This is a genomic window from Enteractinococcus fodinae (assembly GCF_031458395.1).
GTDB lineage: Bacteria > Actinomycetota > Actinomycetes > Actinomycetales > Micrococcaceae > Yaniella > Yaniella fodinae.
Genome location: NZ_JAVDYJ010000001.1, coordinates 595,064 through 619,402 on the forward strand (window position 1 = coordinate 595,064; position 24,339 = coordinate 619,402).

Annotated in this window: 23 protein-coding genes; 17 read left to right on the plus strand and 6 right to left on the minus strand. The window is 59.5% G+C overall.

Going from position 1 to position 24,339, the window contains the following annotated elements; all coding sequences use genetic code 11:
• Positions 1–29: 29 nt before the first annotated feature.
• Complete coding sequence (locus tag J2S62_RS02755; RefSeq protein ID WP_310171135.1) at positions 30–2,009, minus strand: acetate--CoA ligase; 1,980 nt, start codon at positions 2,007–2,009, stop codon at positions 30–32.
• 162 nt (positions 2,010–2,171) lie between these two features.
• Between J2S62_RS02755 and nth the strand changes: the two genes are divergently transcribed.
• From nth to J2S62_RS02800, 9 genes are all read left to right on the plus strand, one after another.
• A complete protein-coding gene (gene nth, locus J2S62_RS02760) occupies positions 2,172–2,954 on the plus strand; it encodes an endonuclease III (RefSeq protein WP_310171136.1) in 783 nt (260 codons plus the stop codon).
• Positions 2,955–3,764 (plus strand): NUDIX hydrolase, encoded by an 810-nt coding sequence (locus tag J2S62_RS02765; protein ID WP_310171139.1) that lies wholly within the window; start codon positions 2,955–2,957, stop codon positions 3,762–3,764.
• A 99-nt stretch (positions 3,765–3,863) separates the two neighbouring features.
• On the plus strand, positions 3,864–4,733 hold the full coding sequence (locus J2S62_RS02770; RefSeq protein ID WP_310171141.1) for a hypothetical protein: 870 nt from the start codon (positions 3,864–3,866) through the stop codon (positions 4,731–4,733).
• The gene (locus J2S62_RS02775; protein ID WP_310171142.1) at positions 4,730–5,944 is read left to right on the plus strand and encodes a TadA family conjugal transfer-associated ATPase; all 1,215 of its coding nucleotides are present in this window, start codon (positions 4,730–4,732) and stop codon (positions 5,942–5,944) included. The genes J2S62_RS02770 and J2S62_RS02775 overlap by 4 nt, the downstream gene beginning before the upstream one ends.
• On the plus strand, positions 5,941–6,564 hold the full coding sequence (locus tag J2S62_RS02780) for a type II secretion system F family protein (RefSeq protein WP_310171145.1): 624 nt from the start codon (positions 5,941–5,943) through the stop codon (positions 6,562–6,564). The genes J2S62_RS02775 and J2S62_RS02780 overlap by 4 nt, the downstream gene beginning before the upstream one ends.
• Positions 6,561–6,995: a type II secretion system F family protein gene (locus J2S62_RS02785; RefSeq protein ID WP_310171147.1), complete on the plus strand. Its 435-nt coding sequence runs from the start codon at positions 6,561–6,563 to the stop codon at positions 6,993–6,995. Before J2S62_RS02780 ends, J2S62_RS02785 begins: the two co-directional genes overlap by 4 nt.
• Positions 6,996–7,056: 61 nt before the next feature.
• A complete protein-coding gene (locus tag J2S62_RS02790; RefSeq protein ID WP_310171149.1) occupies positions 7,057–7,236 on the plus strand; it encodes a DUF4244 domain-containing protein in 180 nt (59 codons plus the stop codon).
• A gap of 51 nt (positions 7,237–7,287) precedes the next feature.
• Entirely contained in the window at positions 7,288–7,650 is a 363-nt protein-coding gene (locus J2S62_RS02795; RefSeq protein WP_310171153.1) for a pilus assembly protein, read from the plus strand.
• Positions 7,632–7,988, plus strand: coding sequence for an Rv3654c family TadE-like protein (locus J2S62_RS02800; RefSeq protein ID WP_310171156.1), 357 nt, complete (start codon positions 7,632–7,634; stop codon positions 7,986–7,988). Before J2S62_RS02795 ends, J2S62_RS02800 begins: the two co-directional genes overlap by 19 nt.
• On the opposite strand, the gene J2S62_RS02805 is transcribed toward J2S62_RS02800, so the two are convergent.
• The gene (locus tag J2S62_RS02805; protein WP_310171159.1) at positions 7,945–10,248 is read right to left on the minus strand and encodes a DEAD/DEAH box helicase; all 2,304 of its coding nucleotides are present in this window, start codon (positions 10,246–10,248) and stop codon (positions 7,945–7,947) included. The genes J2S62_RS02800 and J2S62_RS02805 overlap by 44 nt on opposite strands.
• Positions 10,249–10,310: 62 nt before the next feature.
• Positions 10,311–11,072, minus strand: a complete 762-nt coding sequence (locus tag J2S62_RS02810) for a GNAT family N-acetyltransferase (protein ID WP_310171162.1) — start codon at positions 11,070–11,072, stop codon at positions 10,311–10,313.
• Between the two features lie 137 nt (positions 11,073–11,209).
• On the opposite strand from J2S62_RS02810, the gene trhO reads away from it, so the two are divergent.
• The 6 genes from trhO to proC are packed head-to-tail and all read left to right on the plus strand — an operon-like array spanning position 11,210 to position 19,119.
• Positions 11,210–12,124, plus strand: coding sequence for an oxygen-dependent tRNA uridine(34) hydroxylase TrhO (trhO, locus tag J2S62_RS02815; RefSeq protein ID WP_310171165.1), 915 nt, complete (start codon positions 11,210–11,212; stop codon positions 12,122–12,124).
• Positions 12,124–13,698, plus strand: coding sequence for a DUF7059 domain-containing protein (locus J2S62_RS02820; protein WP_310171168.1), 1,575 nt, complete (start codon positions 12,124–12,126; stop codon positions 13,696–13,698). Before trhO ends, J2S62_RS02820 begins: the two co-directional genes overlap by 1 nt.
• 36 nt (positions 13,699–13,734) lie before the next feature.
• Positions 13,735–16,461 carry a type I DNA topoisomerase gene (gene topA, locus J2S62_RS02825; protein WP_310171171.1) on the plus strand — a complete coding sequence of 909 codons (2,727 nt, stop codon included), beginning with the start codon at positions 13,735–13,737 and terminating at the stop codon, positions 16,459–16,461.
• Between the two features lie 3 nt (positions 16,462–16,464).
• Positions 16,465–17,499 carry a Ppx/GppA phosphatase family protein gene (locus tag J2S62_RS02830; RefSeq protein WP_310171175.1) on the plus strand — a complete coding sequence of 345 codons (1,035 nt, stop codon included), beginning with the start codon at positions 16,465–16,467 and terminating at the stop codon, positions 17,497–17,499.
• Complete coding sequence (locus J2S62_RS02835; protein WP_310171178.1) at positions 17,492–18,304, plus strand: sugar phosphate isomerase/epimerase family protein; 813 nt, start codon at positions 17,492–17,494, stop codon at positions 18,302–18,304. Before J2S62_RS02830 ends, J2S62_RS02835 begins: the two co-directional genes overlap by 8 nt.
• Positions 18,304–19,119, plus strand: a complete 816-nt coding sequence (gene proC, locus J2S62_RS02840; RefSeq protein ID WP_310171182.1) for a pyrroline-5-carboxylate reductase — start codon at positions 18,304–18,306, stop codon at positions 19,117–19,119. The genes J2S62_RS02835 and proC overlap by 1 nt, the downstream gene beginning before the upstream one ends.
• Here proC and J2S62_RS02845 read toward each other — a convergent pair.
• The 3 genes from J2S62_RS02845 to J2S62_RS02855 are packed head-to-tail and all read right to left on the minus strand — an operon-like array spanning position 19,116 to position 22,537.
• Positions 19,116–20,525, minus strand: a complete 1,410-nt coding sequence (locus tag J2S62_RS02845) for a phytoene desaturase family protein (protein ID WP_310171185.1) — start codon at positions 20,523–20,525, stop codon at positions 19,116–19,118. The genes proC and J2S62_RS02845 overlap by 4 nt on opposite strands.
• 34 nt (positions 20,526–20,559) lie before the next feature.
• The gene (locus tag J2S62_RS02850; RefSeq protein ID WP_310171188.1) at positions 20,560–21,219 is read right to left on the minus strand and encodes a potassium channel family protein; all 660 of its coding nucleotides are present in this window, start codon (positions 21,217–21,219) and stop codon (positions 20,560–20,562) included.
• The gene (locus tag J2S62_RS02855) at positions 21,212–22,537 is read right to left on the minus strand and encodes a TrkH family potassium uptake protein (protein WP_310171191.1); all 1,326 of its coding nucleotides are present in this window, start codon (positions 22,535–22,537) and stop codon (positions 21,212–21,214) included. The genes J2S62_RS02850 and J2S62_RS02855 overlap by 8 nt, the downstream gene beginning before the upstream one ends.
• A 187-nt stretch (positions 22,538–22,724) precedes the next feature.
• Here J2S62_RS02855 and J2S62_RS02860 point away from each other — a divergent pair, with 187 nt between their 5' ends.
• Positions 22,725–23,963 (plus strand): acetoin utilization protein AcuC, encoded by a 1,239-nt coding sequence (locus tag J2S62_RS02860; RefSeq protein WP_310171194.1) that lies wholly within the window; start codon positions 22,725–22,727, stop codon positions 23,961–23,963.
• 102 nt (positions 23,964–24,065) lie between these two features.
• Positions 24,066–24,293 (plus strand): helix-turn-helix domain-containing protein, encoded by a 228-nt coding sequence (locus J2S62_RS02865; protein WP_310171197.1) that lies wholly within the window; start codon positions 24,066–24,068, stop codon positions 24,291–24,293.
• Positions 24,294–24,339 lie beyond the last annotated feature (46 nt).

Here is a 24,339-nt window from a genome sequence, read left to right on the forward strand (position 1 = left end):
AGGCGTTTCGATGAGTGGGCTACGTGAAGTTAGTTCCGCATACCGGCGAAGATCTCTTCCATGACCGCTGGATCAGCGAGCGTGGCAAGCGCCTTCGGATCGGCATCAGTTTGCCCCTCGGCGGCATCCTTGAGCAGTCGGCGCATGATCTTGCCCGACCGGGTCTTAGGCAGGTCTCGAGCCACCAGGATCCGCTTGGGCTTGGCGATCGGTCCAATATGTTTCCCGACGTGATCGCGCAACGTCTGTTCGGCTTCTTCTTGGGACACCCCTTCGGAATCTTCGGTCAGGATGACAAACGCGTAGATGGCCTGACCGGTCGTAGCATCTTGGGCGCCGACGACGGCAGCTTCTGCTACTAGTGAGTGTGCGACCAGTGCCGATTCGATTTCAGTCGTGGACAGGCGGTGTCCGGAAATGTTCATGACATCATCTACGCGGCCGAGCAGCCAGATATCGCCGTCTTCATCGAAGCGAGCCCCGTCACCAGCAAAGTACATGCCATCGAAATGCGACCAGTAGGTGTCAACGAAGCGCTGATCATCGCCCCAGATAGTCCGTGCCATTGCAGGCCAGGGCTCGCGGATCACCAAAAAGCCCTGGGTGGTGTCCTGCATGGTGTGACCGTTGTCGTCGACCACATCGACCACCACGCCGGGGACGGCCCGTTGGGCTGACCCGGGTTTCAGATCTTCAGCGCTCAGTGCGGGCAGGGGTGTCAGGATGTGAGCGCCCGTTTCGGTCTGCCACCAGGTATCTGCAATTGGGACCGGATCAGGTTTACGTGGGCCTGGTGTGACAGTCCCGTCATCATGGACGGTGCCGGCGCCGTCGTTGTTGCCAATCACGTGTTGGTACCAGTCCCAGGCCTCGGGGTTGATAGCTTCACCCACGGACCCGAGCAGTCGGAGCGAGGAGAGGTCATACCGGTCAACGGTGTCTCGGCCCCATTTCATGGCACTACGAATCGCCGTCGGGGCGGTGTAGAGAATGGTGACGCCGTATTTTTCGGCGATCTCCCACCAGCGGCCACGGTGCGGCGTATCCGGGGTGCCCTCGTAGATCACTTGGGTAGCGCCGTTGGACATCGGCCCGTAGACGATATAAGAATGCCCGGTGACCCAGCCGACGTCTGCGGTACACCAGAACACATCGGTTTCGGGCTGTAAATCGAAGGTGTCCCGGGCCGTGGCGGTGACCTGGGTCAGATAACCACCGGTTGTGTGCATAATGCCCTTGGGCGTACCGGTGGTTCCCGAGGTGTAAAGGATAAACAGTGGGTGTTCGGCTTCAACCCAGACCACCTCGTGTGCGGTGGGCTGAGCATCGACGACCTCGTGGAACCACTTGTCGCGGCCTTCAATCCAGTCAATGTTTTCGTCATTGCGTTGTACGACCAGCACGTGGTCGACGCTGTGACCGGGTTCCGCCAGCGCATCGTCGACAATGGGTTTGAGCATATTGGGCTTGCCGCGGCGGTATGAACCGTCGGCGGTGATGACGACTTTGGCTTGGGCATCATCGATACGCGAGCGCAGCGCATCGGCGGAGAAGCCACCAAAGACCACCGAGTGGACCGCACCGATCCGTGCACACGCCAGAATGGATACGACGGCTTCGACCAGCATGGGCAGATAGATTGCCACCCGGTCTCCCGTGGTAACTCCCAGAGCTTCCAGGGCGTTAGCGGTCTGGGACACTCTGTCCTGCAGCTGCGCGTAGGTCACGGTCTTGGTGTCACCTGGTTCGCCCTCAAAGTACAGTGCGACCCGGTCGCCGTTGCCGGCAGCCACATGACGGTCCACCGCGTTATAGCACGCATTGGTGGTGCCATCGGCAAACCAGCGGGCAAACGGCGGGTTTGACCAGTCCAGTACTTCTCTAAAGGGGGTCTGCCAGTACACTTCGTTGCGGGCGCGTGTAGCCCAATATTCCAGGCGATCCCGGTCGGCGTCGGCGTACAGCTCGCGGGCCCGTTGGATCGTTTCGCGTTCATGTGTGGTAACCATGAGACTCCTTCAATTTGTCGTGATCGTCGTCACATCTAGGGTCATGGTAGGGCGTTTTATGATGCTGATCAAAACGGGTATGCGTTGAACGGTCACGTGAGGGCCGGCGAGCGGTCACCGGCTTAGGATAAGAGAGTTGGTCGGTTGAGAGAAGGGGAGCACGTGAGCGACGAAACGCCATTGGCTACGAAGCGTCGAGCCCGGAAAATTTTCCGGGTACTCGGTGAGGTGTTTCCGTACGCCCACGCAGAGCTGGACTTCACCAACCCGTTTGAACTGTTGGTCGCCACGGTCCTGAGCGCTCAGACCACCGATATTCGCGTCAACTCGGTTACCCCCGAGTTGTTTTCCCGCTATCCGGATGCTCAAACCATGGCACAGGCGTCTGAAGTCGAACTGCAAGACATCATTCGGCCCACCGGGTTCTATAAAAACAAAACCCGGGCCCTGCTGGGACTCTCGCAGGCCATCGTCGACGAACACGACGGACAAGTCCCGGGCACCCTGGAAGACCTGGTCAAACTGCCCGGTGTGGGACGCAAAACCGCCTTCGTGGTGTTGGGCAACGCATTTGGCGTGCCAGGTATTACCACCGATACGCACGTGATCCGGTTAGCCAATCGTCTCGGACTGACCGACAGTACCAACGCCAACATCGTGGAACGTGATCTCGCCGCACTGTTTGACCCCAAGGATTACACCGAGCTATCGCACCGGCTGATTTTCTTGGGGCGACGGATCTGTCATGCTAAACGTCCCGCCTGCGGTGCCTGCCCGGTGGCCAAGTGGTGTCCCTCCGCGGGTATCGGTGAGACCAACCCCGAAGCCGCCAAAGCCTTACTATCCTATGAGCTCGCCCCGGGACGCGAACACATCCACCAGGCACTGCTCAACGGTGCCACACGTGCCGAGCTGCGTGCGGCCGGCTATCAATGGGAGGTCTAAATGCAACTTGAAGGCGCACTTGCCGATCTGTTGGCATTAGTTCACACGCACGGTACTGTTCATCCGGAGATCGCCAACCGCGTGACCGTTTCACCGGCGTCAGCCCTACCGCACTATGACCAAACATGGTGGTCCTATAAAGTGCGGCCACTGGAAAACCCGCGGGACGCTTCCGTGCTGTTGCTGTTTGGTTCCATGGATGACCGCCCGGCGACATTCCAGCGAACCATCGTCCCCAAAGAACTCGATGTGTTGCTGACCCAGCGCTCCATGGTGTTACGTAACCACCCGGGCCAGGTGTCATTTCCCGGTGGGGGTCTCGAAGCCCAGGATGCAGACGCAGTTGCTTGTGCTATTCGGGAAACCCATGAAGAAACCGGGGTCGATCCCACCGGCATTATCCCCGTCGGCCACCTCCCAGCATTGCCCTTATCAGTGTCCAACTTCCGGGTAACGCCGGTGGTGGGCTGGTGGCAGCGGCCCAACGAAATGATCACCACCACAGAAGCGACCCGGGTCTTCCGGGTGCCGGTGGGCGATCTAGTGGACCCGAACCTACGAGTTACCGCCGTCGCGTTCGACAAATCCGCCAAACACCGCTTTGGCACCCCAGCCTTCACCGTTGGTGGCACCCTGGTATGGGGTTTCACCGCCATGGTCCTAGACCGCGTACTCCAACTGTTGGGCTGGGCCGAGCCGTGGGACCCGCGATACAAAATCGACATCACCGGTTGGGACGCTACCAAACCTGTACCCCCTGCCTACTTCGATCCGGACCATACCGAGATCGACCTTAGCGGGCAGCGCTAACGGCTCCTTGCTTTCCACAGGGCTGCTGGTGAAACCGGCATTATCCACATCACGCAGCCTGAGCGCCTGAGCGTTGTTGGGTTCGTCAATGCTTAAGGCATGACAACCACGCAACGGAAGCCCACACGGGGCGAGAAAACACCACCGGTCAGCACTGCGACCGTCATGGTGGACACGCAGGGGGCCACACCACAGGCCACGGAATTCGTGTACGCCGTGATCGCGGCCCTGGGTCTAAACCTCGTCGAACTGACCGATACCGGCGAGCAGCCAGTGGCCGCCAGCATCCAAGTCTGGGGCAATACGATTTCAGCGGGTAACCAGCAGTGGCACTATCCCGACCACGAGGCAGCCTTTGAACAGTGGTTGGTCACCACCTGCTTTCGCCGAGTCAAAGACTCCACCGTCTGGGCAGTCGTCCAAACCGGCGTCGAGGTTTTTCCGTTGTTGGCGGCGGCCATGGCATATGCGCATGCCGACGACGGTGCGTTACTTATCGACGCTGACGCCACAGGAAAACTCAGCGAGACCATCCTCGAAGCCTCCGGTCATCGCATCGAACCCCTTACATTCGACCAGGACCTGCCCTCTGCGCATATTTACCTCTTGAACGCCCCCAGATGGCACCATGTCGCCCTGATGTTGGATCCCAAGCGGTCCAATCCCCTGCACTCAGTGCTACTGCGAGATACCGTCCACGCCGCGCGTCACCACTTCACCCACACCGTCGTCGACTGCGGCGCAGACCTGTTCCTCGCGCAGCGACTCGCCGAAGAAGGCGCCCAGGTAGTGCACGTTGACGACCATTCGCGACCCCTTTATATGAATCTGGAGCCGTATAAACGTATCAATTACTTTTCGCATCGCATTCCCGAGTATGGGACCCGACGGGATGTGGAATACCTCCTCAACGCTGCCCGCCGCCGTCGCGGTATGCGACGCTGGATGCAACGTGGTGATACACCATGAGTCGCGGATGGGTACCACAACTGCCACAAAAGACCGGGGGCTTCGCCGCGGCCAAACAATGGCTCGCCGCTAGAATTAAACCCACTACTCACGGCGCACAGCAACCTGATCGCCCAGGGACAGCTGTCGTGGCGCAAGCCGTTGCCAAACACGTGCCGGTGGCGTCTGTGCCTGAAGCGCACGCAACGATGGACCGCCTGGTAGAAGACCTCATCGGCTTAGGTCCGCTGGCACCGTTTACTCGCCATCCCGAAACCACCGATATCATCGTCGATGGACACGGCCACATTTGGACTGACACCGGCACCGGGCTGACTCGCTCCGACACCGTCCTCGATGCAGACACAACCCGTGCGCTCGCAGTCCGGCTCCTGGGTCAAGGCGGCAAACGTCTTGATGAGGGGATGCCATTTGGCGACGTGCAGATTGGCCAGGCCCGAGTTCATGCAGTCTTACCACCCATCGCTACCGCAGGCCCACAACTATCGATCCGCCTCCCCGCCAGAACTCAGCCCACCCTCGAGACACTGGCGGCCCAGTGGCCAGGAGCAGCAAAGTGGCTCGAGATTCTTGGGCATCTGATGCAGCATCGGACCAATATGCTCATTTCGGGAGCCACCGGATCAGGGAAAACCACCCTGTTGGCGGCGCTGCTGGCCACCGTGGACCCGACCGAACGTATTTTGACGATCGAAGATACCCCAGAACTTGATATTCGACATCCTCATGTGGTGGGACTCGCCACCCGTGAGGCGAACACGGAAGGCCAAGGTGGTATCGGCCTACCGGTACTCATCCGGCAGGCGTTACGCATGCGCCCCGACCGACTGATCGTGGGGGAGTGTCGCGGCGCGGAAGTGGCCGACTTTCTCACCGCGATGAATACCGGGCACCGCGGCGCGATCGGTACCCTGCACGCCAACTCAGCTGCCGACGTGCCAGCACGGCTCCACGCCATGGCAGCTCTGGCCGGCTTAGAACCAGCCACCGCAGCATTACAAATCCGCTCGGCCGTCGACGTGATCATCCACCTACATCGCGATGAGCACGGTGAGCGCTATCCGGCCGAAGTAGCACTGCTCGACGACTCAGGCGACGCAGCGGAACTTCGTCTCATCCCGGTGCTGACCACAGTCGGTACTCAAGTACTCGAAGGACCCGGTCTTGCCCGGCTCGACACGCTGAGCCCAGGAACGGAGCGTGCCGCATGAACCTCATCAAAGCTGTCACGAAACTGATCACGGCCAAACGTCGTGCAAGCCAAGAGCACGCCGACTTCATCGCGGTGATCCGACAAGCCGCAACCCTGCTAGCAGCAGGGCGACCCCTGACACAGTTATGGCCCGAAGTTGCCAGCGCCCATGATCCCTGCAATGTCACTCCGGTCGCACACGATTCGAACCCAAAGTGTTGTATGCATCACGTCTTGATCACCCAACACTCCGCAGCACTGTTAGGCCAACCCTATTTTGCCCACACTACGGCGCCGAGCCAACCGGCCGGCTGGCGACAACTGTCGGCCACGCTCACACTAGCCCAACACACTGGTATGTCGCTGGCCGATACCCTCTACCGGCTGGCCGATGCTCTAGAAGCTGGCGAAGACGCTCACCAAGCTCGCGAAGCGGCCTCGGCCGGGCCAAAAGCGACCGCCAGTCTCTTGGCGTGGTTACCGGTTGCGGGTCTCGGACTTGCGCACATGCTTGGCGCCTCGCTTGCCGAGCTACTCACCTCGGTTACCGGGTGGGTACTGCTTACGACCGGTGCCCTGCTCGCGCTGGTGGGCAGGTCGTGGACCACCCGGATGATCCGAACGGCCCAAGAACAATGAAGGAGAAGACAGCTGCCACAGACCCGGCCCTGGTCCTAGACATCATGGCTCAACTTTTTGTTTCCGGTAGCTCACTGGCCTCCGGGCTAGCAGCGGTGGGGGAGCACCTACCAGGCTGCCGACCCTTGATACAGGTGGCGCACCAACTCAATCTAGGCCTGGAATGGGATACCGCATGGCAGCACACCAAAGATGACCCACACCTGACCCAACTGGCTCATGAGCTGCGTTTCGTTTACACCTCTGCCGTACCGGCAGCCCATATGCTCACTACCGCCGCGACCGCTCTGCGAGCCAACAGAAAACGCCTCGCGGAACAACTCGCACAAGAACTGGCCATTCGGTTGGTCTTGCCCACCGGGATCTGCTTGTTGCCCAGTTTTATCCTGCTGGGCATCATCCCCATGGTGCTATCACTGCTCCCCGGATGAGACCTCAAAAGCTCATAACTAAATATCGCCATCAACCCACTGCAACCCTAAGGAGAACATCATGGAACCCACCCGACCCTTCGAATTAAACTTTGCCGATGACACCGGAGCCAACACCGCCGAATACTCTATCGTCACGCTGGCGGCGGTAGCGTTTGCCGGCCTGTTAGCCGCCGTGTTGTCTTCGGGCACCGTTCAGGGCCTATTGGAAGGACTGATTGAACGCGCCTTGAGCTTCTAATTCACCCACTCACGGCCGGGGCGCAAGCCCCGGCCCCTATTCGGAGTCACCATGGCATGCCACAAACAGTCCGCTCAAGGATCCGTCACCGCAGAATTTGCCGTCATCCTACCTGTCATCGTCCTAGTGATCGCTATGCTTATCAACCTCGTTGTGGTGGGAATGCAGCAGTCGAAATTGCATCGGGCGGCATCCAGCGCTGCCCGACAACTGGCCCGCGGCGAGTCGATAGAAACCATCAATACTGCGGTTACGACCATGACGACAACCAACACACACGTCGTCTCGTCGGTATCAGAACAGTGGGCCACCATTGAACTGACCAGCCCGGTGCCGGGACCACTGGGACTCATTCCCACCATTGAACTGACCGCCGAAGCGAAAGCCCCTAACCAATGGACCGTCAGACCCTAACCACCGACGATGGCGCTTCCACAGCCATGATGCTGACCGTTTTTGCCGCCCTGATGCTACTCCTGGCAGCGGCCCTGACCCTGATCCAGGTCCACGTGGCGGCTTCTCGCGCGGCCGTAGCGGCGGATCTTGCAGCTCTTGCTGCCGCAGATGCCGCCCGCGGACTCATGATCGCAGAGCCATGTAGCTTGGCAGCCGACACGGTAGCCGCCCACGGGGCGCACATGACCGAATGCGATATCTCTGCCCCAGGCGTAGCCCACATATACGTACAGGTGGAAGCGCCGATGGGTTTTATGACGACGGCGGAGTCTCGGGCGGGACCGAAATTGCCCTAGTTAAAGCCGTCGCGACAAAATCCAGCACCGTAATGGCACCGGCCTTGTCCAACGGAGAGTTGCGATTCCCGCACTTCGGCGATTGGACACACGAAGGACAGCCGTCACTACAGCCGCAGTCCATAATGGCTTGCATGGTTGCCGTGATCCACGTGCTGGCGTGGCTGAACCCGCGGGTTGCAAAACCGACACCCCCGGGATGACCGTCATAGACAAACACTGTGGGGGCTTGAGTATCGGGGTGCAACACCAGCGACACCCCGCCAATATCCCACCGGTCATTGGAAGCGACCAGGGGCATCATCCCGATCATGGCGTGCTCGGCGGCGTGTAAGGCACCGGGCAGTCGATCAGTTGTAAGTCCTGCGGCAATGAACGCATCCGAGGGGGCTGTAAACCAGACGGCTTGGGTAAATAAGTCGCGCGCGCTCAGATCTAACGGTTGCTCATCGATGACTCGACCGCTGGCCAGTTCCTTGCGCTGATAGGACACCACTTGGTTGGTGACTTTTACCGGGCCGTGCACCCACGCCAAGTGGTCATCGGCTGAGTACACGCGGGCATCTTCGGCCAGGATTTCCACATCGGTCACATCCCGGGCCTGGGTGTAGTACTCCGGTTCGGCACGCAACACCACCACGGTGGCGTACTCTTCATCCAATTCCTCGACCACCCACGTACGACCCTGGTGCATATATACCGCACCCGGATGCGTTTGCGAATGTGCCTGTTCACCACCGATAGAACCCAAAATCGCACCGGTTTCACCATCGATAATCTGCATCGGACCGCTGCCCGAGTCTCGCAGGTTGATCATCCCGGCGGCGTGCTGTTCATGGGTCCAATACCAACCAGCAGGGCGACGTCGTAAATAGCCGGCTTCAGTAAGTTCTTCGACAAGGTGCCGCACCTGATCAGCATCCCCAAAAGCCTCCAGGTCATCCGGACGTAGCGGGATCTCAGCGGCAGCAGCACATAAATGGGCTGACAAAATATGCGGGTTTTGGGGATCAATGACGTTATCTTCTACCGCCAGCTCGAAGACCGCTTCAGGATGGTGCACCAGATAGGTATCCATCGGGTCATCTCCGGCCACATATAACGCCACCGAGCGTTGACCAGCACGACCAGCGCGACCAAGTTGCTGGAAAAACGACGCACGCGTTCCTGGCCAACCCGTGACGATGACCCCGTCCAGACCGGCGATATCAATCCCCAACTCTAGTGCTGGCGTTGTAGAGACCGCCAAGAGCTTGCCACTGTTGAGATCCTCCTCGACTGCGCGGCGTTCTTCCGGTAACAATCCCGCACGATACGCTGCGGCCCGGCCGGGAAGCGAGGGATCAATTTCGGCAAGGTTGCGTTTAACCATTTGCGCCATGGCCTCAGCACCGCGCCGCGAGCGGATAAAGGCCACAGAGCGCACCGAGTTAACCGCCAAGTCGGACAGCATATCGGCACCTGTTGCAATAAGCGACCGACGCAACGGTGCGTTGTGTTCACCGGTGGCCCCGGAGAATTCTGATTCCCAAAACCCGACGACGACCTCACCGTGACCGGAGGTGTCATGTTCGACACTGACGGCGTTAGCACCGATGAGCCGCGAAAAACTTTCGGCCGGCGCCGACGAGGTCGCCGACGCGCCGATAAAGACCAGGTCAGTGTTGCCCAGATGGGTACAGATGCGCCGGAGTCGGGTCAGCACCACAGCGACGTGGGAGCCAAACACACCCCGGTAGGTGTGGGCTTCGTCCACGATTACATATTTGAGGTTGCGAAGAAACTGTGCCCAGCCCCCGTGGTTGGGCAAAATCCCGACGTGCAACATATCTGGATTGGTGACCAGTACGTTGGCGTGTTCACGCGCCCATGATCGCGCCTGCGGGTCAGTATCTCCATCGTAGGTTCCCGGCCGCAACCACGAGACTCCGTGGGCTGCTAAGTACTGCCAGGACGCAAATTGGTCCGCGCCCAAGGCTTTGGTCGGCGCAAGATATAAGGCTGTGGAATGGTTATCGGCCAGGTCGGTGGCTACCGGCATTTGATAACCCAAAGATTTTCCAGACGCGGTGCCGGTGGCCAGAACAATGTGTCGGCCGGACAGAGCAGTCAGTGCCGCATCGACCTGATGCTCAAACGGTGCCTGGACGCCGGTGGACCCCACCGCATCAATAAACGCGGCCGGCAGGGTGGTCGGCCAGACAGAAAACCTGGCGGTGCGTTCCGGTAGCACTCGGGTGTGGACCAGTTGGTCGGGCACCCGCGAGTAGCCTAGAAGCTCCGCCAGGTAAACTGCAGCGTCGTCGTTGTGGTCGTTAATGGCTATGGTTCAAAAGTTTGGGTCGCCCACTGATCTTTGGGATCGACGTCTGGATGGCCTAACACCACCACATCACCGATGGCGGTCCAGCCCAGGTAGGAATACAGCGCTTGACCTTCCAACCCGGCGATCAGCAAGCCGGTTTCAACATCGTCTTCTAGGGCCAACGAACTCAGATACCGCATCGTCAGTGAGCCAAGTCCCTGACGACGGAAATCTGGGGCCGTCCAAATCTGGTCGAAGACTGCATAGGTGTCATCGACCACGGCCACACGGCCACGAGCCGCAAGCTTATTGGGACCAGCCTCAGAAGCCTCGGTGGTACGAAACGCCACTAAGTACCAGCCGTCATTGCGCTCCACCTCAGCTGTGAACTGTTCTGGCATGAGGGGTTCTTCGACATCGTGCTGGCTCATGTCGGTGACCATCACCAATTCATCGACCCCGATGGGACGTAACCCAGTTTTCTCGGCATAATATTTGGCTGTCGAGCCTGCAGGTTTGGGGTCCTTCGACAGATCAGCAGCCACAATGAGCTGGCGAGAGGGGTGCTTCAGAATTTCAGCGGCAACCGCTTGTAATACGTCATCTGAGACGTTGGTGACCACGTATTCCCAGAGATCTTCGCCGGCCCGGGTCGACTCTGGGGTGCGCAGGGCAGCATGAATATTGCCCTGGGTGGTGAGGTGATAATTCCGAATGCGCGCACGTCCGGTCAACCACGCGGTGGCAAGTTCGTCTGTCAGTGAAGTAGTGATAGCCATGACCCTAGAATAGCTTTAGTCTCGCTCTAAGCCCAGCGACGGCACACGAGATTGCGCAAGCGTCACGAACTTGTAACCCTTAAGACAGCCTATATCCAAGCTTAACCATTGAGATTTTTCAGAAAAGAACGCCTTTCATGAGCACTCAAAGCAAAATCGCGCTGTACTACCACTTCGCGCCCCTCGACGACCCAGACGCTATTGCCCTGTGGCAAAAAGAGTTATGCAAACGGCTTGGCCTCACCGGCCGGATTATTCTCTCCGAACACGGTATTAACGGTACGGTAGGCGGCCCGATTCGTGCGGTCAAAGAATATGTCAAAAACACGCGCGGGTACGAAGGCTTCAAAGACCTCGAGGTCAAGTGGTCAGAAGGTTCTGCAGAGGATTTTCCGCGGCTCAGCGTTAAGGTCAAGCCCGAACTGGTCGCTTTCGATAAACCAGAGGAAATCAAAGTCGCCCCCGGCAACCAAGTCCTGGGCACTGCACCTCATCTATCGCCTGAAGAAGTTAATGAACTGGTCGCACAGCGCGAGGCCGAGGGCCGGCCGGTGACCTTCTTCGACGGTCGCAACGCGTTCGAAGCCCAAATCGGCAAATTTAAAGACGCCGTGGTACCTGACACGACCACCACTCGAGATTTTATAACCGAGTTGGAATCGGGTAAATACGATCACCTCAAAGACCAACCGGTCATTACGTATTGCACCGGTGGGATTCGCTGCGAGGTGCTCACGGTGCTGATGGCTAACCGGGGTTTCCAGGAGCTCTACCAAATTGACGGTGGCATTGTGCGCTATGGCGAAACCTTTGGCGATGAAGGGCTCTGGGAGGGTTCGCTGTATGTGTTCGACGATCGGATGGCTCTGAACTTCTCTGACGAGCCAAAAGTGATTGGCTCCTGCCAGCTGTGCAACACTCCGACGGCACAATTACGCAACTGCACCGACCCGGGCTGTAAAACCTTGGCCGTGATTTGCGACGACTGCCACGAAGCTCACACGGAACGCGTCTGCGACACCTGTGCCCAATACGCGACGGTGGAAAAGTAATGCATCCGGCACCCCGGGACCATGTTGAGTCGATCGCTGCATTGCGTCACGACCTGAACACAGCTGGCTATACCGCGGATAACGTCGCCGCACTGTTGGGCGAGACGGCTGCGGCGGCACTGTCCCGTGACCAACATGTCCCGGCCAGACGCGCCCTGACGCAACCCTTAGCCGAAGGCGATGCATTAGCAGGGATCATCAGCTGTTTCATGCTGGCAGACCCCATCAGTATCGCGCTGGCAGAGCGAGTGTTTGCCACTCTGGGGCTCGAAGCAGCGATGGCATTAAATATTGTCGCGCGCAATGCTCAGAACGAGATTGTGGCCACGGTTGACCTTTCGGCTTATGCCACCGATCATCTCGGGGATCTGTGGGTCGCATCGGATCAGACCGCACTGCAATTGGGCACCGCACTGCCGGCAGACCACATTCTTGGGGTGGGCAAAGCCTCGCTGACGCTGGCCGAAATCACCCCGCGGCACCAGGTGGACACCGCACTAGATATCGGCACCGGATGCGGCGTTCAGGCATTGCATTTACTCAGCCACGCCAAGCACGTCACCGTGACCGATATATCGCAGCGGGCGCTCGACTTTGCCCGCTTTAATATCTTGCTCAACGCTCCGGCACTGGATGTGGACCCGAACAACCTAGCTGACCGGGTCACCGTGGCGGCCGGGAACATGTTGGAACCTGTCGCCGAACAAACGTTTGACTTGGTCGTGACCAATCCGCCATTTGTCATCGCACCGACCACATCCACGGTGACACACACGTATCGCGAAACTGGGCGCACCGGAGACCAACTCGTCCAGGATCTGATCTCCACCATCGACACCGTGTTGGTCGACGGGGGACAGGCCGTCATGTTGGCCAACTGGGAAATGTACGGCGACCAGGAGCCCTGGCACGCCCGGTTGCAGAGTTGGCCTGATCAGTCCATGGACATCTGGGCTATCCAGCGGTCCAGTTCCGATCCGGCGCAGTATGCGGAAATGTGGCTCCAAGACTCCTCTGAGCATTTCGATCCGGATATTTACAACGAGGCCTACGCTCGTTACCTGGCAGACTTCGAAGCACGCGGGGTCACCCAGATCGGGTTTGGCTGGGTATGGTTACGAAAACGCCACCCAGCTCAGGCCGCGCCGTTGAGGAAATTTGAGTACCTCACCCAAGCAGTCCATCAACCGGTGGCCGCGGCATGGGCCGACTCCATTACACGCTACGACACCGTCCACCAGGCCCCGGCTGACGGGTGGGCGTTGGCCGATGTACACTTGGTGGCCCCGGATTGGATAACCGCTGAGCAGTATCAGCGGTTTACCGCCGAACACCCGGAAGTACTCATGGCACGCTCGGGGGCCGGCTTTGGGCGGCAGGTCCGCTTGGATACCGCCACTGCGGCGGTGCTCGGCGCGGCCGATGGCGAGTTGGCTGCCGGACAAATCGTGGCAGCCGTGGCAGGATTACTAGGATTAGACGACGAGCAGACCGATGCACTCCAAGACAACATCACGACGTTATACATCGACGGATTTGTTGAGGTATTCGAGCCGGCGGATACGACCGGTTAGATTAGTGTGGAAGCTGCCGCAAAGAAAAGGAGCCACGTGAGCGCGAAAAGTTCTGCATCAACCAATGGTGATACCACCAAATTGGTGATCGTGGAATCCCCGGCCAAGAGCCGTTCCATCGCCAAGTTCTTAGGCGATGGGTGGATTGTTGATTCCTCGGTAGGCCACATTCGGGACCTGCCACGCCCATCCGACCTGCCCGCTGACATGAAAAAGGGCCCCTACGGCAAATTCGCGGTGGACACCGAAGACGGTTTTGAACCGTATTACGTGATTGCAGACGAAAAGAAAAAGAAAGTCACCGAACTTCGAAAAGCGCTCAAACAAGCCGACGAACTTTACCTGGCAACAGATGCTGACCGGGAAGGCGAAGCGATCGCCTGGCACCTACTCGAGGTGCTGAAACCAAAAGTCCCGGTCTACCGTATGGCCTTTACAGAAATCACCGAAGAAGGCATCCAGCGCGCGCTGGAAAACATTCGTGAGATCGACACCGACCTGGTCGATGCCCAAGAAACCCGACGTATTCTCGACCGGCTCTACGGTTATGAAATCTCGCCGGTGTTGTGGCGCAAGGTCGGTCCCGGCTTGTCCGCCGGGCGTGTCCAGTCGGTCGCGACCCGCTTGGTCGTGGAACGTGAACGCGAACGCATGGCCTTCGTGCCAGCCGGATACTGGGACCTCACCGCTGATTTTGTGACCGACGCCGAAGAATCCTTCGCCGCCAAATTGTCCGCCGTCGACGAGCGACGGGTTGCAACCGGCCGTGACTTCACCGATGACGGGCAGCTGAAACCCAAAGCCGACGTCATCCAGTTAGATGAGACCTCGGCGCGGTCGCTGGCCGGTGGGTTAGAAAACACCGAGTTCAAGATCACCTCGCTCGAGGATAAGCCGTATCGTCGTCGTCCGGCAGCGCCCTTTACTACATCGACCCTGCAGCAGGAGGCGTCACGGCGTCTGCGCTTCACCTCTCGGGTCACGATGCAGGTCGCGCAGCGGCTGTATGAAAACGGTTACATCACTTATATGCGTACCGACTCGGTCGTATTGTCCTCCCAGGCAATCTCCGCGGCACGCAACCAGGCCACCGAACTCTACGGCGGCGAAATGGTGCCCGATAAGCCACGCTATTACGCCTCCAAGAACAGTGCGGCCCAAGAAGCTCACGAAGCCATCCGGCCCTCGGGGGATTTCTTCCGAACCCCGTCGCAAGTGAAAAACTCCTTAAGCGCTGATGAGTTCCGCCTCTATGAGCTGATCTGGAAACGCACCGTGGCCTCGCAGATGATTGATGCCACCGGATACACCGCGACGGTTAAAATCGCTGGCACCTCAGCTGAAGCGACCCCACGGGTGGCCGAATTCTCGGCATCGGGCACGGTGATCACCGTGCCGGGCTTCATGAAAGCCTACGAATCCGATCAGAAATCGGTACCGGGCGAAAAACAATCCCGCGACGATGCTCGCTTGCCCGATATGGCCGAAGGCCAAGTACTCGAGGCTCGCGAGTTGCAAGCCGAAGGCCACGAAACCACCCCACCGGCGCGCTATACCGAAGCCTCCCTGGTGGCCGAACTCGAAAAACGTGAAATCGGCCGACCATCGACCTATGCGCCGACGATTTCCACGATCATTGACCGCGGCTACGTGCGCAAACGCGGATCGGCACTAGTGCCTTCCTGGATCGCGTTTTCGGTGATCCGGTTGCTAGAAGAACACTTCAGCCAATACGTGGATTACACCTTCACCGCGCGGATGGAAGATGACCTCGACCAGATCGCCGCCGGTCAGATGGATCGCCAAGACTGGTTGTCCGGGTTCTACTTTGGCAGCGCCGAGAGCGCCGAGGGTCTCAAAGAGACTGTTGAAAACCTCGGGGATATTGATGCCCGGGCCATTAACTCGATTCCGGTGGCCGAGGGGATCACCCTGCGAGTGGGCCGATACGGGCCGTATCTGGAGAAAGCTCTGCCCGCTGACGCCACCGAAGGCGATGAGCCCAAACGCGCCAACGTGCCCGAAGAAATGGCGCCCGATGAGCTGACTGCCGAAGTCGCCGTCGACATGATCGAAAACGCCGGGCCCTCTGAACGCTCTTTGGGGATCGACCCGGAAACTGGCTACGAGATTGTGGCCAAGGACGGGCGCTACGGGCCCTACGTCACACAGATCATTCCGGATCTTACCGAAGAACAAATCCAGGCGTATAAAGACGCCCAACCTGACGAGTACTACAAAAACGGGCGCAAAAAACCTAAGAAAGCCCCGAAGAAGCCAAAACCCAAAACCGGTTCATTGCTCAAAGGCATGGACATCGCGACCATGACGCTGGACGATGCACTCAAAATCCTGTCCTTGCCGCGCAGTCTGGGAGTCGCCGCTGACGGTGAAGAAATCACCGCGCAGAATGGCCGGTTTGGTCCCTACCTACGCAAGGGTTCGGACTCACGGTCGCTGGAATCCGAAGAACAGCTGTTTACGATCACCCTGGCAGAAGCCGAGGAAATCTACGCTCAACCCAAGCAGCGTCGCGGCCGTGGCCAAGCGAAACCACCCATCGCGGAATTCGGCAACGATCCGTCATCGGGCAAAAAGGTGGTCATTAAAGAGGGGCGATTTGGTCCCTACATCACCGACGGCACGACTAACGTCACGGTGCCACGGGGAACGGCTCCCGAGCAGGTCACCGAAGGTCAAGCCTTCGAGATGCTTGCCGAAAAACGGGCCAAGGGCCCGGCGAAGAAAGCGAAGAAGAAGTAGCTCATGCGGCTGGGAGTACTGGATATCGGTTCCAATACCGTCCACCTGTTGCTAGTGGACGCGTTTCCCGGAGCGCGGCCGACGGCCTACGCTGATCATAAGCGGCCGATGTCGCTGATCCAGCACCTCGACGGCGACGGCGCGATCGCTGAATCGGGGCAGCGTAACCTGGTGGAATTCATCAATAGCGCGGTGGCATTCGCTAAGGCCAATGGGGCGGCAGACATGATCAGTTTCTGCACCTCGGCGATCCGTGATGCGGCCAATGGCACCGAAGTCTTGGCGCGCATCACGAAAGAAACCGGCGTGCACCTGACCGTGTTATCCGGTGATCAAGAAGCCGCGATGACCTATTTTGCGGTTCGCAGGTGGCACGGCTGGCACGTCGAAAACTTATTGAACTTCGATATCGGTGGCGGCTCATTTGAAATGTCCTATGGCACCGATGAGCTGCCAACCACCGCGATCTCCGTGCCGCTGGGCGCCCAACGACTCACGCGGGAATTCTTCACCGAGCCTGATCCACCCACCAGCGAACAGCTCGCAGCGCTCAACGACTACATCCATGCAGTGTTGAAAGAGCACCGGCGGATGTTCCCCAAGAAACTGCCGGAAAATACCGTCGTGACCGGGACATCAAAGACCTTCCGCTCGCTGGCTCGGCTGGCCGGGGCAGCGCCGTCAACGGACGGGTTATTTATTCCTCGTAAGCTCCGGCGGCGCGATTTGACCATGTGGAACCAGACGATGGCGTTGATGACCGAAGAACAGCGCGCCCAACTGCCCGGGGTGTCCGATATGCGGGCACGTCAGGTGTTGGCCGGTGGCATGGTCGCCCAAGCTGCCATGGAAGTGTTCAAAATCAAAAAGCTGCGGATCTGTCCGTGGGCGCTGCGAGAAGGTCTTATCCTGGGCCGACTCGACGCCCTGCGATTACAAGGCCAGGTTGAAGAAACCAACGAGCGATGGGTCGAAGGCGTAGACTTGACCTCGGACGAAAACCGGCCCGGATTCTCATTAGGAGTGGCAGGTGGCTAGACCAGAAATCCCGGTGACGCTGTCGTCATCGTCGATCTTTTCGTTGCCACCTCAACATGTATTCGGTATGGCCGAGGACCTCGGTTACGACGGCGTGGAAATCATGGTCACCCAAAACCGGTGGACTCATGATCCGACCAAACTCGATGAGCTGGCTCAGCGTCATTCGATGCCAATCCACGCCGTGCACGCCCCGACCTTACTATTCACGCAGCAGGTGTGGGGCTCGGCGTGGACAAAAGTCGCCCGATCTGCCGATCTGGCACGGGAACTGGGCGCTGACATTGTGGTGGTGCATCCGCCGTTTCGATGGCAAGGGTCTTACGCGCTGGATTTCGCCGACGGGATCCGTGACATCATGGACGCCACCGGCGTCATCATCGCGGTAGAGAACATGTACCCGTGGCGGGTCCGCGGTGCAGAAATTCAAATGTATTTACCCGACTACAACCCGATTCCCCAGGATTACGACTATGTGACCTGGGATTTTTCACACGCGGCGACCGCAAAGATGGATTCGTTAGCGGCCATCAAACTGCTGGGTTCTCGCCTGGCCCACGTCCACCTGACCGATGGTTCCGGGTCGGGCACCGCCGATGAGCACCTACTTCCCGGGTACGGCCACCAACGCGTCACCGAGTCCCTGCGCTACATCGCAGCAAGTGACTATGACGGGGCCGTCTGCATGGAGGTCTCGACCCGCGGTCAAAAATATCCCGGCCATCGCGAAGAAATGCTGGCCGAATCACTGGCTTTTGCTCGGAAGTACCTGGCCCGTAACACCCCGTCTGAAGGAGAACAGTAGTGCGTATCAGTTTTATCGGTCTGGGACACCTGAACTCAGCGATTCTAGCGGGCTTGTTAGCCACCGATGCGCCACGCGACCAGCTCAGCGCCACGACCCACTCGGTCGAATCGGCAACTGAACGCAGCCAGCAGTATGGGATTGAGTGTGCGGCTACCCAAACCGATCCCGAAGCCAACCGCACAGCAGTCGCTGACGCCGACCTTGTTGTCCTGGGTGTCAAACCTGGCGATCTGGTGGCCACCGCACAAGATATCGCCCCGGCGCTGCGCCCGGTAACCACGGTCGTCTCGGTGGCCGCAGGTATTACGTTAGATGCCATGGCCGCGGCCCTACCTGCAGGTCAGCCCGTGGTGCGGACCATGCCCAACGTCGCCTTGACGGTGGGCAAAGGTGTTGTCGGGATGGCCCCCGGGACCATGGTGACCGAGGCACAAATCGAACAGGTCAGGGAGCTATTTGCTGGCTCGGGTACCGTCTTTCAGGTCCCCGAAGACCAGCTCAACGCCCTGGCGGCGATGGCAGGATCCGGACCGGGGTATGTATTTCGTTTCGTCAATGCGCTGGCTGCCGCAGGAACACAGGTTGGTTTAGATGCTCAGGTCGCTCGAGAGCTGGCGCGGCTGACCGTGGTGGGTGCCGGTGCCATGCTCGACGATGATCATGCCGATCCGACGGCACTGGAAAACTCAATCGCCACCGAGGGCGGGGTCACCGAGGCCGCCTTGCAGAGCTTGGACGCGAACGGTTTCAATCAGCTCATCGTGGAGGCGCTGCGCGCTAATATCGCCCGTTCGGAAGCCCTCGGCAGCTAAGCCGACAACTCGGCCAGGGCCGCATTGGCAGCGTTGTACCCGGCCATGCCATGAGCGCCGGCCCCCGGCGGGGCCGATGCAGAGCACAAATACGCCCCGCTATCGCCCAACCGATAAGGATTCAGCGCAGGACGCGGCCGAAACAACAACTGATGCATCGTATTAGAGCCCGAAATAATGTCTCCGCCCACATAGTTGGGGTTTTCGGCCTCTAAGTCAGCGGTGGTGCGGGACGCGGTGGCCACGATGCGGTCGCGCACCCCGGGAGCGAACCGTTCAATTTGGTTCAGAATCAGCTCGGTCGCATCGTGCGGATAGCCGAACGGGACGTGGGCATAAGCATCAATGGGGTGCACACCGTTGTGGGCTCGCGATGGATCCGCCACGGACTGCTGTCCCACAAGAACATACGGGTTGCGCGGCATGATGCCCTTATTGATTTGGCGTTCCACAAATGCCATCTCAGGCACCGAACCGGTCACGTGCACCGTCCCGGCACGACGTGCCGGCTCAAACGTCCACGGGATGCCACCTTCGACCGCCAGATTAACTGTTGCTGCAGCCGGACCGTGCCGGAACCGGCGCAACCCGGCGGCAACCCTGTCGGAGAGTTTGGACCCAAGAATGTCGGCAGCCGCCCCCGGAGTGGTATTGAGCATGACAATATCCGCGCTGGGGACATCGGCCAGCGAGTCAATCTGTGCCCCGGTCTCGACGGTCCCGCCGTGGGCCTCGAGCGCGGCTAGCATAGCATCTACGATGGCTGCGGACCCGCCTTTGGCCACCGGCCACCCCACGGCATGGGCCGCTGTCGCGAGTGTGACGCCCACGGCCGAGGATCCCAGCGAGTGCAGCGGCCGAATCCCGTGCCCGGCCACCCCGGCAAACAGTGCTTTGGCCTCATCCGTCCGCAGTAGCGCAGCGAGTAGTTGCGCGGGTAATCCGGCCCGCAGCCCAAAGCGCGCAAACTGCACTGGCGCCTGCGGCAGTTGCAACATCGGTTGTGCCACGTCGGCGCTGATAGCCGAAAATTGGCGGGTCAGCGGACCAAAAAGCCGCCGCCAAGCAGGGTCGTTGAGTTCGGTGGCGGTGCGTTCTACGGAGCGGTAGGCCGCAGCGCCGCGGCCATAATCCAGCGGGTGCGCATATTGGACCTCGGGCAGGGCCCATTCCAGTCCGTAATGCTCCAGTCCGGTCGAGTGCATAAAAGCATTGTCGACCGCCAAGGGATGGAAACCAGCACACCGGTCATGCACCAGTCCCGGTAGCGTCGCCTCAGCCGAGCGGGCCCCACCACCGGGGGCATCGCTGCGTTCATAGACGGTCACGTCGATGCCGGCTTTTGCCAGGGTGACCGCGGCAGCCAATCCATTGGGCCCGGAGCCAATCACATTGGCAGTTACCATGCGCTATCCACCTTTCGGGACCGACTCGACGCCATCACAACCGTTGGGCGAATTCGTCGACACGGTCGGTTGGGCCGGCCACGAGCATGTTGCGACCGGCGGGAAGCTCAGTGTCATCAGCGATGTTGTGGAAGTCATGTTCGTCTTCATAGGCCACCACGGTTACACCGTACCGATCTTTCAGGCGTAATTCACGGATCGGGCGGCCCGCCAGCGATTCGGGGATCGTGATATTGGCCAGCGCATAACCCGGGGAGAACTCGGTGAAATTGCGCATCGTGCCCCCTAACAGGTGAGCGGTACGCTCGCCGGCTTCCTGCTCGGGATAAATCACATGGTTGGCGCCGATGCGAGATAAAATCTGGCCGTGGGAGCGGGTCGTCGCCTTGGCCCAAATATGCGTAACACCCAGATCCACCAGGTTCGCCACCGTCAGCACCGAATTCTCAATCGAGGTGCCAATACCCACCACGGCCGTATCAAACTGTTCGACCCCGAGTTGTTCCAGCGCATCCAAGTCGGTCGCATCAGCCTCCACGACCGTGGTGAAGTCGTCGATGTAGTGCTGCACGATGTTGCGCTCACGTTCCACGGCCATCACATCTTGGCCGGAGGCCACCAACTCGGCGGCCAACGCAGAGCCAAAACGACCCAACCCAATAACTAACACAGCGCTGTTTGAGTGTTTAACCAATGATCGGCCTTTCGGTTGGATATCGATAAAAGGTCGGCGTGTGTCGGGCTGCCAAACCAGCTGACAAGGTGATGATGCCTACCCGGCCGATAAACATCAGCCCGACCAAGATCCATTGTCCAGCCTCCGGCGCGCTCGCCGTCAAACCGGTGGTCAGCCCCACCGTGCCAAATGCTGACAAGGCCTCGAAGGTAGTGGTGGCCAGCCCCTGGCCGGTGACTGCCGTCAGCGCGACCACCGCGGTCAGGACTAATAAGGCGCCAGCGGTCACCACTGCAACAGCCACCCGCACTAACGTGGTCGGGATTTCACGCTGATGCACTCGAATGTGTTCATCACCGCGAATCTCGGCGACAATGGCCAGCAGTAGCACGGCCAGGGTGGTGACCTTGATGCCCCCGGCGGTGGAACCGGCACCGCCGCCGATAAACATCAAGACACAGGTCACCAGCAAGGTCTGGTCGGTCTGGTCCATCACGTCATACGTACTGAAGCCCCCAGACCGGGTCATACCGGAGGCAAACAGAGCTTGGTGGAGTTTGTCCCAGGTGCTCAACCCGCCCAGTGTGGCGGGATTGGCCCATTCGAAGGCCGCGATCAAGATTGCCCCACCCACGAGCAACAAGACGGTGACCTCGAGCGTCAGTCGGGTGTGAAGATTCATGGGTGCCCGGTAAAACACCATCCGATAGAGCATGTACACCACCGGGAAACCCAGGGCGCCGGCAAAAACTCCAATGTTGATGGTCGTCAGCACCACAGGATGGTCCAGACCGGTGGCACCGAGAGTGAAACCGGCATTAGCGAACGCCGAGACCGCGTAAAACACCGCGTGGAAGGTGCCCTCACCCGCACCGAGTTGCGAGACGAACACCGGCAGCATGACCGCAGCCAACAGGGCCTCGATGGTAAAGGTAAAAATGACGACGGTCAGCACCAGCGCCGGGACTTCACCGAGTTTTGACACGCCCAACGACTCGGTCGATAACATCCGGGTGCGCAGGCTGAGCCGTCGTGAGACCAACAGGGTCAGCCAAGCGCCCAGCGTCACAATCCCTAACCCGCCCACTTGGATGGCCAGCAGAATGATCACGTGCCCCACAAACGAAAAATGCTCCGGGCCCAGCGAGGTTAAGCCGGTGACCGTCACTGCCGAAGTCGCCGTTACTGCCGCATCGACCAGTGGCATCGCCTCCCCGTCGGCGCCAGCAACCGGTAGCGCCAATAACGCGGTGAACCCACCGATGACCAGAGCGAACAGCGATATCGCGGCGCGTCCGGGATGGCCGGTAACCACATCGGCCAGTTTGCGTGCCACAGCCTGCCCACCACCGGGTGGGCGGTGGAGCCGAGCTCCGGGGGATAGCCTTGAAGGGTTCACTGGTTATATCTTCGTCGTTTCTTGCCGCCACGACCAGCCGCAGCTGGCCACTAGATCGCATTGCGCACGTCATAATCCTTGGTTTGTCCCGGTATGGCAGCGCCACACCCTACGCTAGTCGGTGATGGAAAACACAGCTGGACCTCGTAGTGCTCTGGTGTGGGATGACAAGTTCTTGAGCTATCGCTTCTCAGATACCCACCCGATGAACCCGGTGCGCCTGAAATTAACGCACCGGTTAGCCAAAGAGCTCGGAGTTCTCGACCGCTCCAGGCTAGCCCAGGTCAAACCACCTCTGGCCACCGACGCCCAGCTGGCCACCGTCCACTCGATTGACTACATCGTCCAAGTCAAAGCGGCCTCCCGGGATGCCGCATCTGGTGATTCCAGCGCGATCGCCTGCATTCCCCGGGTCTATGAATCCGTCGGTCTAGGCACCGAAGACTGCCCGGTTTTTGCCGACCTGCACGAAGCCTCCGCTCGTATTGCCGGTGGCACCCTGGCAGCCGGTCAAGCCGTGTGGACCGGAGAAATCGACCGGGCCGTGAACTTCGCCGGGGGCATGCACCACGCGCAGCGCTCTGCGGCCTCAGGGTTTTGTATTTATAACGACGCCGCACTGGCGATTCAGTGGATGCTGGACAACGGTGCAGAACGTGTGGCCTACGTGGATGTCGATGCCCACCACGGCGACGGGGTTGAACAGCTGTTCTGGAACGACCCGCGCGTCATGACCATCTCAATCCACGAAACTGGGCTGCTGCTGTTTCCCGGCACCGGTTTCGCCAAAGATGTTGGCGGGCCGCAGGCCGAAGGCACCGCAGTGAATGTCGCCGTGCCCGCTGCCACCGGAGACGCCGGTTTTCTGCGGGCTGTCCACGCGGTAGTACCGCAGCTGTTACGCGCCTTTGACCCACAAGTCTTAGTCACTCAGCACGGGGTCGATGGTCACCGGCACGACCCGCTTGCCGATCTGAACCTGTCACTCGACGGGCAGCGTCAGCTCATGCTCGACGCCTCAGACTGGGCCGATGATTTCGCCGGTGGCAAATGGCTAGCACTGGGAGGTGGCGGTTACAGCCCGATGAAAGTTGTGCCGCGGGCCTGGGCACACCTGGTGGGCATTGCAGCCGGCACGCCGATCCCGTTGCATACCGAAATCCCGCATGCCTGGCGCCAAGTTGTTGCTGATGAGCTGGGCCTTGCAGTCGAAGACGTCGTGACGACCATGACCGATGATGCCGACGTGTGGTGGCGGTCTTGGGAGATCGGCTATGATCCGGCAGACCCCACTGATCAGTCCATCATGGCCACCCGTAAAGCGGTCTTCCCGTTTCATGGATTGGACCCGTGGTTTGATTAGTGACGTATTGCAATTGCTTTCGTAAGCTATTATTAATGTCTAATGGTGGTTGCCGCCTACACTTGAACTTCCCCTCAGGCGTAGAACCCCGTCCTCGAGGGAATGTTTAAAGGAGTAGTAATCGTGGCGGACAATTTCGCAGAGGCTAAGTTCATGACGGTCACCGAGGTCGCAGATATGATGCGGGTCTCGCGGATGACCGTCTACCGGATGATTCATTCCGGGGACTTACCAGCAGTGCGATTCGGGCGCTCCTACCGTGTCCCACAGGAAGCCGTGCAGGCCATCGTCACGGATACGGATGCAGCCACCGGTACCGACGATAACTAACACATAAGTTTTGACCGCAACAAAACCGCCTCTTGCAGGCGGTTTT

Bases quoted from the DNA above. Each gene is read 5' to 3' on its own strand.
- J2S62_RS02830 (WP_310171175.1), top strand. From the start codon at position 16,465: ATGCGGCTGGGAGTACTGGATATCGGTTCCAATACCGTCCACCTGTTG.
- trhO (WP_310171165.1), top strand. From the start codon at position 11,210: ATGAGCACTCAAAGCAAAATCGCGCTGTACTACCACTTCGCGCCCCTC.
- J2S62_RS02780 (WP_310171145.1), top strand. From the start codon at position 5,941: ATGAACCTCATCAAAGCTGTCACGAAACTGATCACGGCCAAACGTCGT.
- J2S62_RS02775 (WP_310171142.1), top strand. From the start codon at position 4,730: ATGAGTCGCGGATGGGTACCACAACTGCCACAAAAGACCGGGGGCTTC.
- J2S62_RS02860 (WP_310171194.1), top strand. From the start codon at position 22,725: ATGGAAAACACAGCTGGACCTCGTAGTGCTCTGGTGTGGGATGACAAG.
- J2S62_RS02755 (WP_310171135.1), bottom strand. From the start codon at position 2,009: ATGGTTACCACACATGAACGCGAAACGATCCAACGGGCCCGCGAGCTG.
- J2S62_RS02795 (WP_310171153.1), top strand. From the start codon at position 7,288: ATGGCATGCCACAAACAGTCCGCTCAAGGATCCGTCACCGCAGAATTT.
- J2S62_RS02770 (WP_310171141.1), top strand. From the start codon at position 3,864: ATGACAACCACGCAACGGAAGCCCACACGGGGCGAGAAAACACCACCG.
- J2S62_RS02820 (WP_310171168.1), top strand. From the start codon at position 12,124: ATGCATCCGGCACCCCGGGACCATGTTGAGTCGATCGCTGCATTGCGT.
- J2S62_RS02785 (WP_310171147.1), top strand. From the start codon at position 6,561: ATGAAGGAGAAGACAGCTGCCACAGACCCGGCCCTGGTCCTAGACATC.
- J2S62_RS02865 (WP_310171197.1), top strand. From the start codon at position 24,066: ATGTTTAAAGGAGTAGTAATCGTGGCGGACAATTTCGCAGAGGCTAAG.
- J2S62_RS02810 (WP_310171162.1), bottom strand. From the start codon at position 11,072: ATGGCTATCACTACTTCACTGACAGACGAACTTGCCACCGCGTGGTTG.
- J2S62_RS02790 (WP_310171149.1), top strand. From the start codon at position 7,057: ATGGAACCCACCCGACCCTTCGAATTAAACTTTGCCGATGACACCGGA.
- J2S62_RS02845 (WP_310171185.1), bottom strand. From the start codon at position 20,525: ATGGTAACTGCCAATGTGATTGGCTCCGGGCCCAATGGATTGGCTGCC.
- J2S62_RS02800 (WP_310171156.1), top strand. From the start codon at position 7,632: ATGGACCGTCAGACCCTAACCACCGACGATGGCGCTTCCACAGCCATG.
- J2S62_RS02765 (WP_310171139.1), top strand. From the start codon at position 2,955: ATGCAACTTGAAGGCGCACTTGCCGATCTGTTGGCATTAGTTCACACG.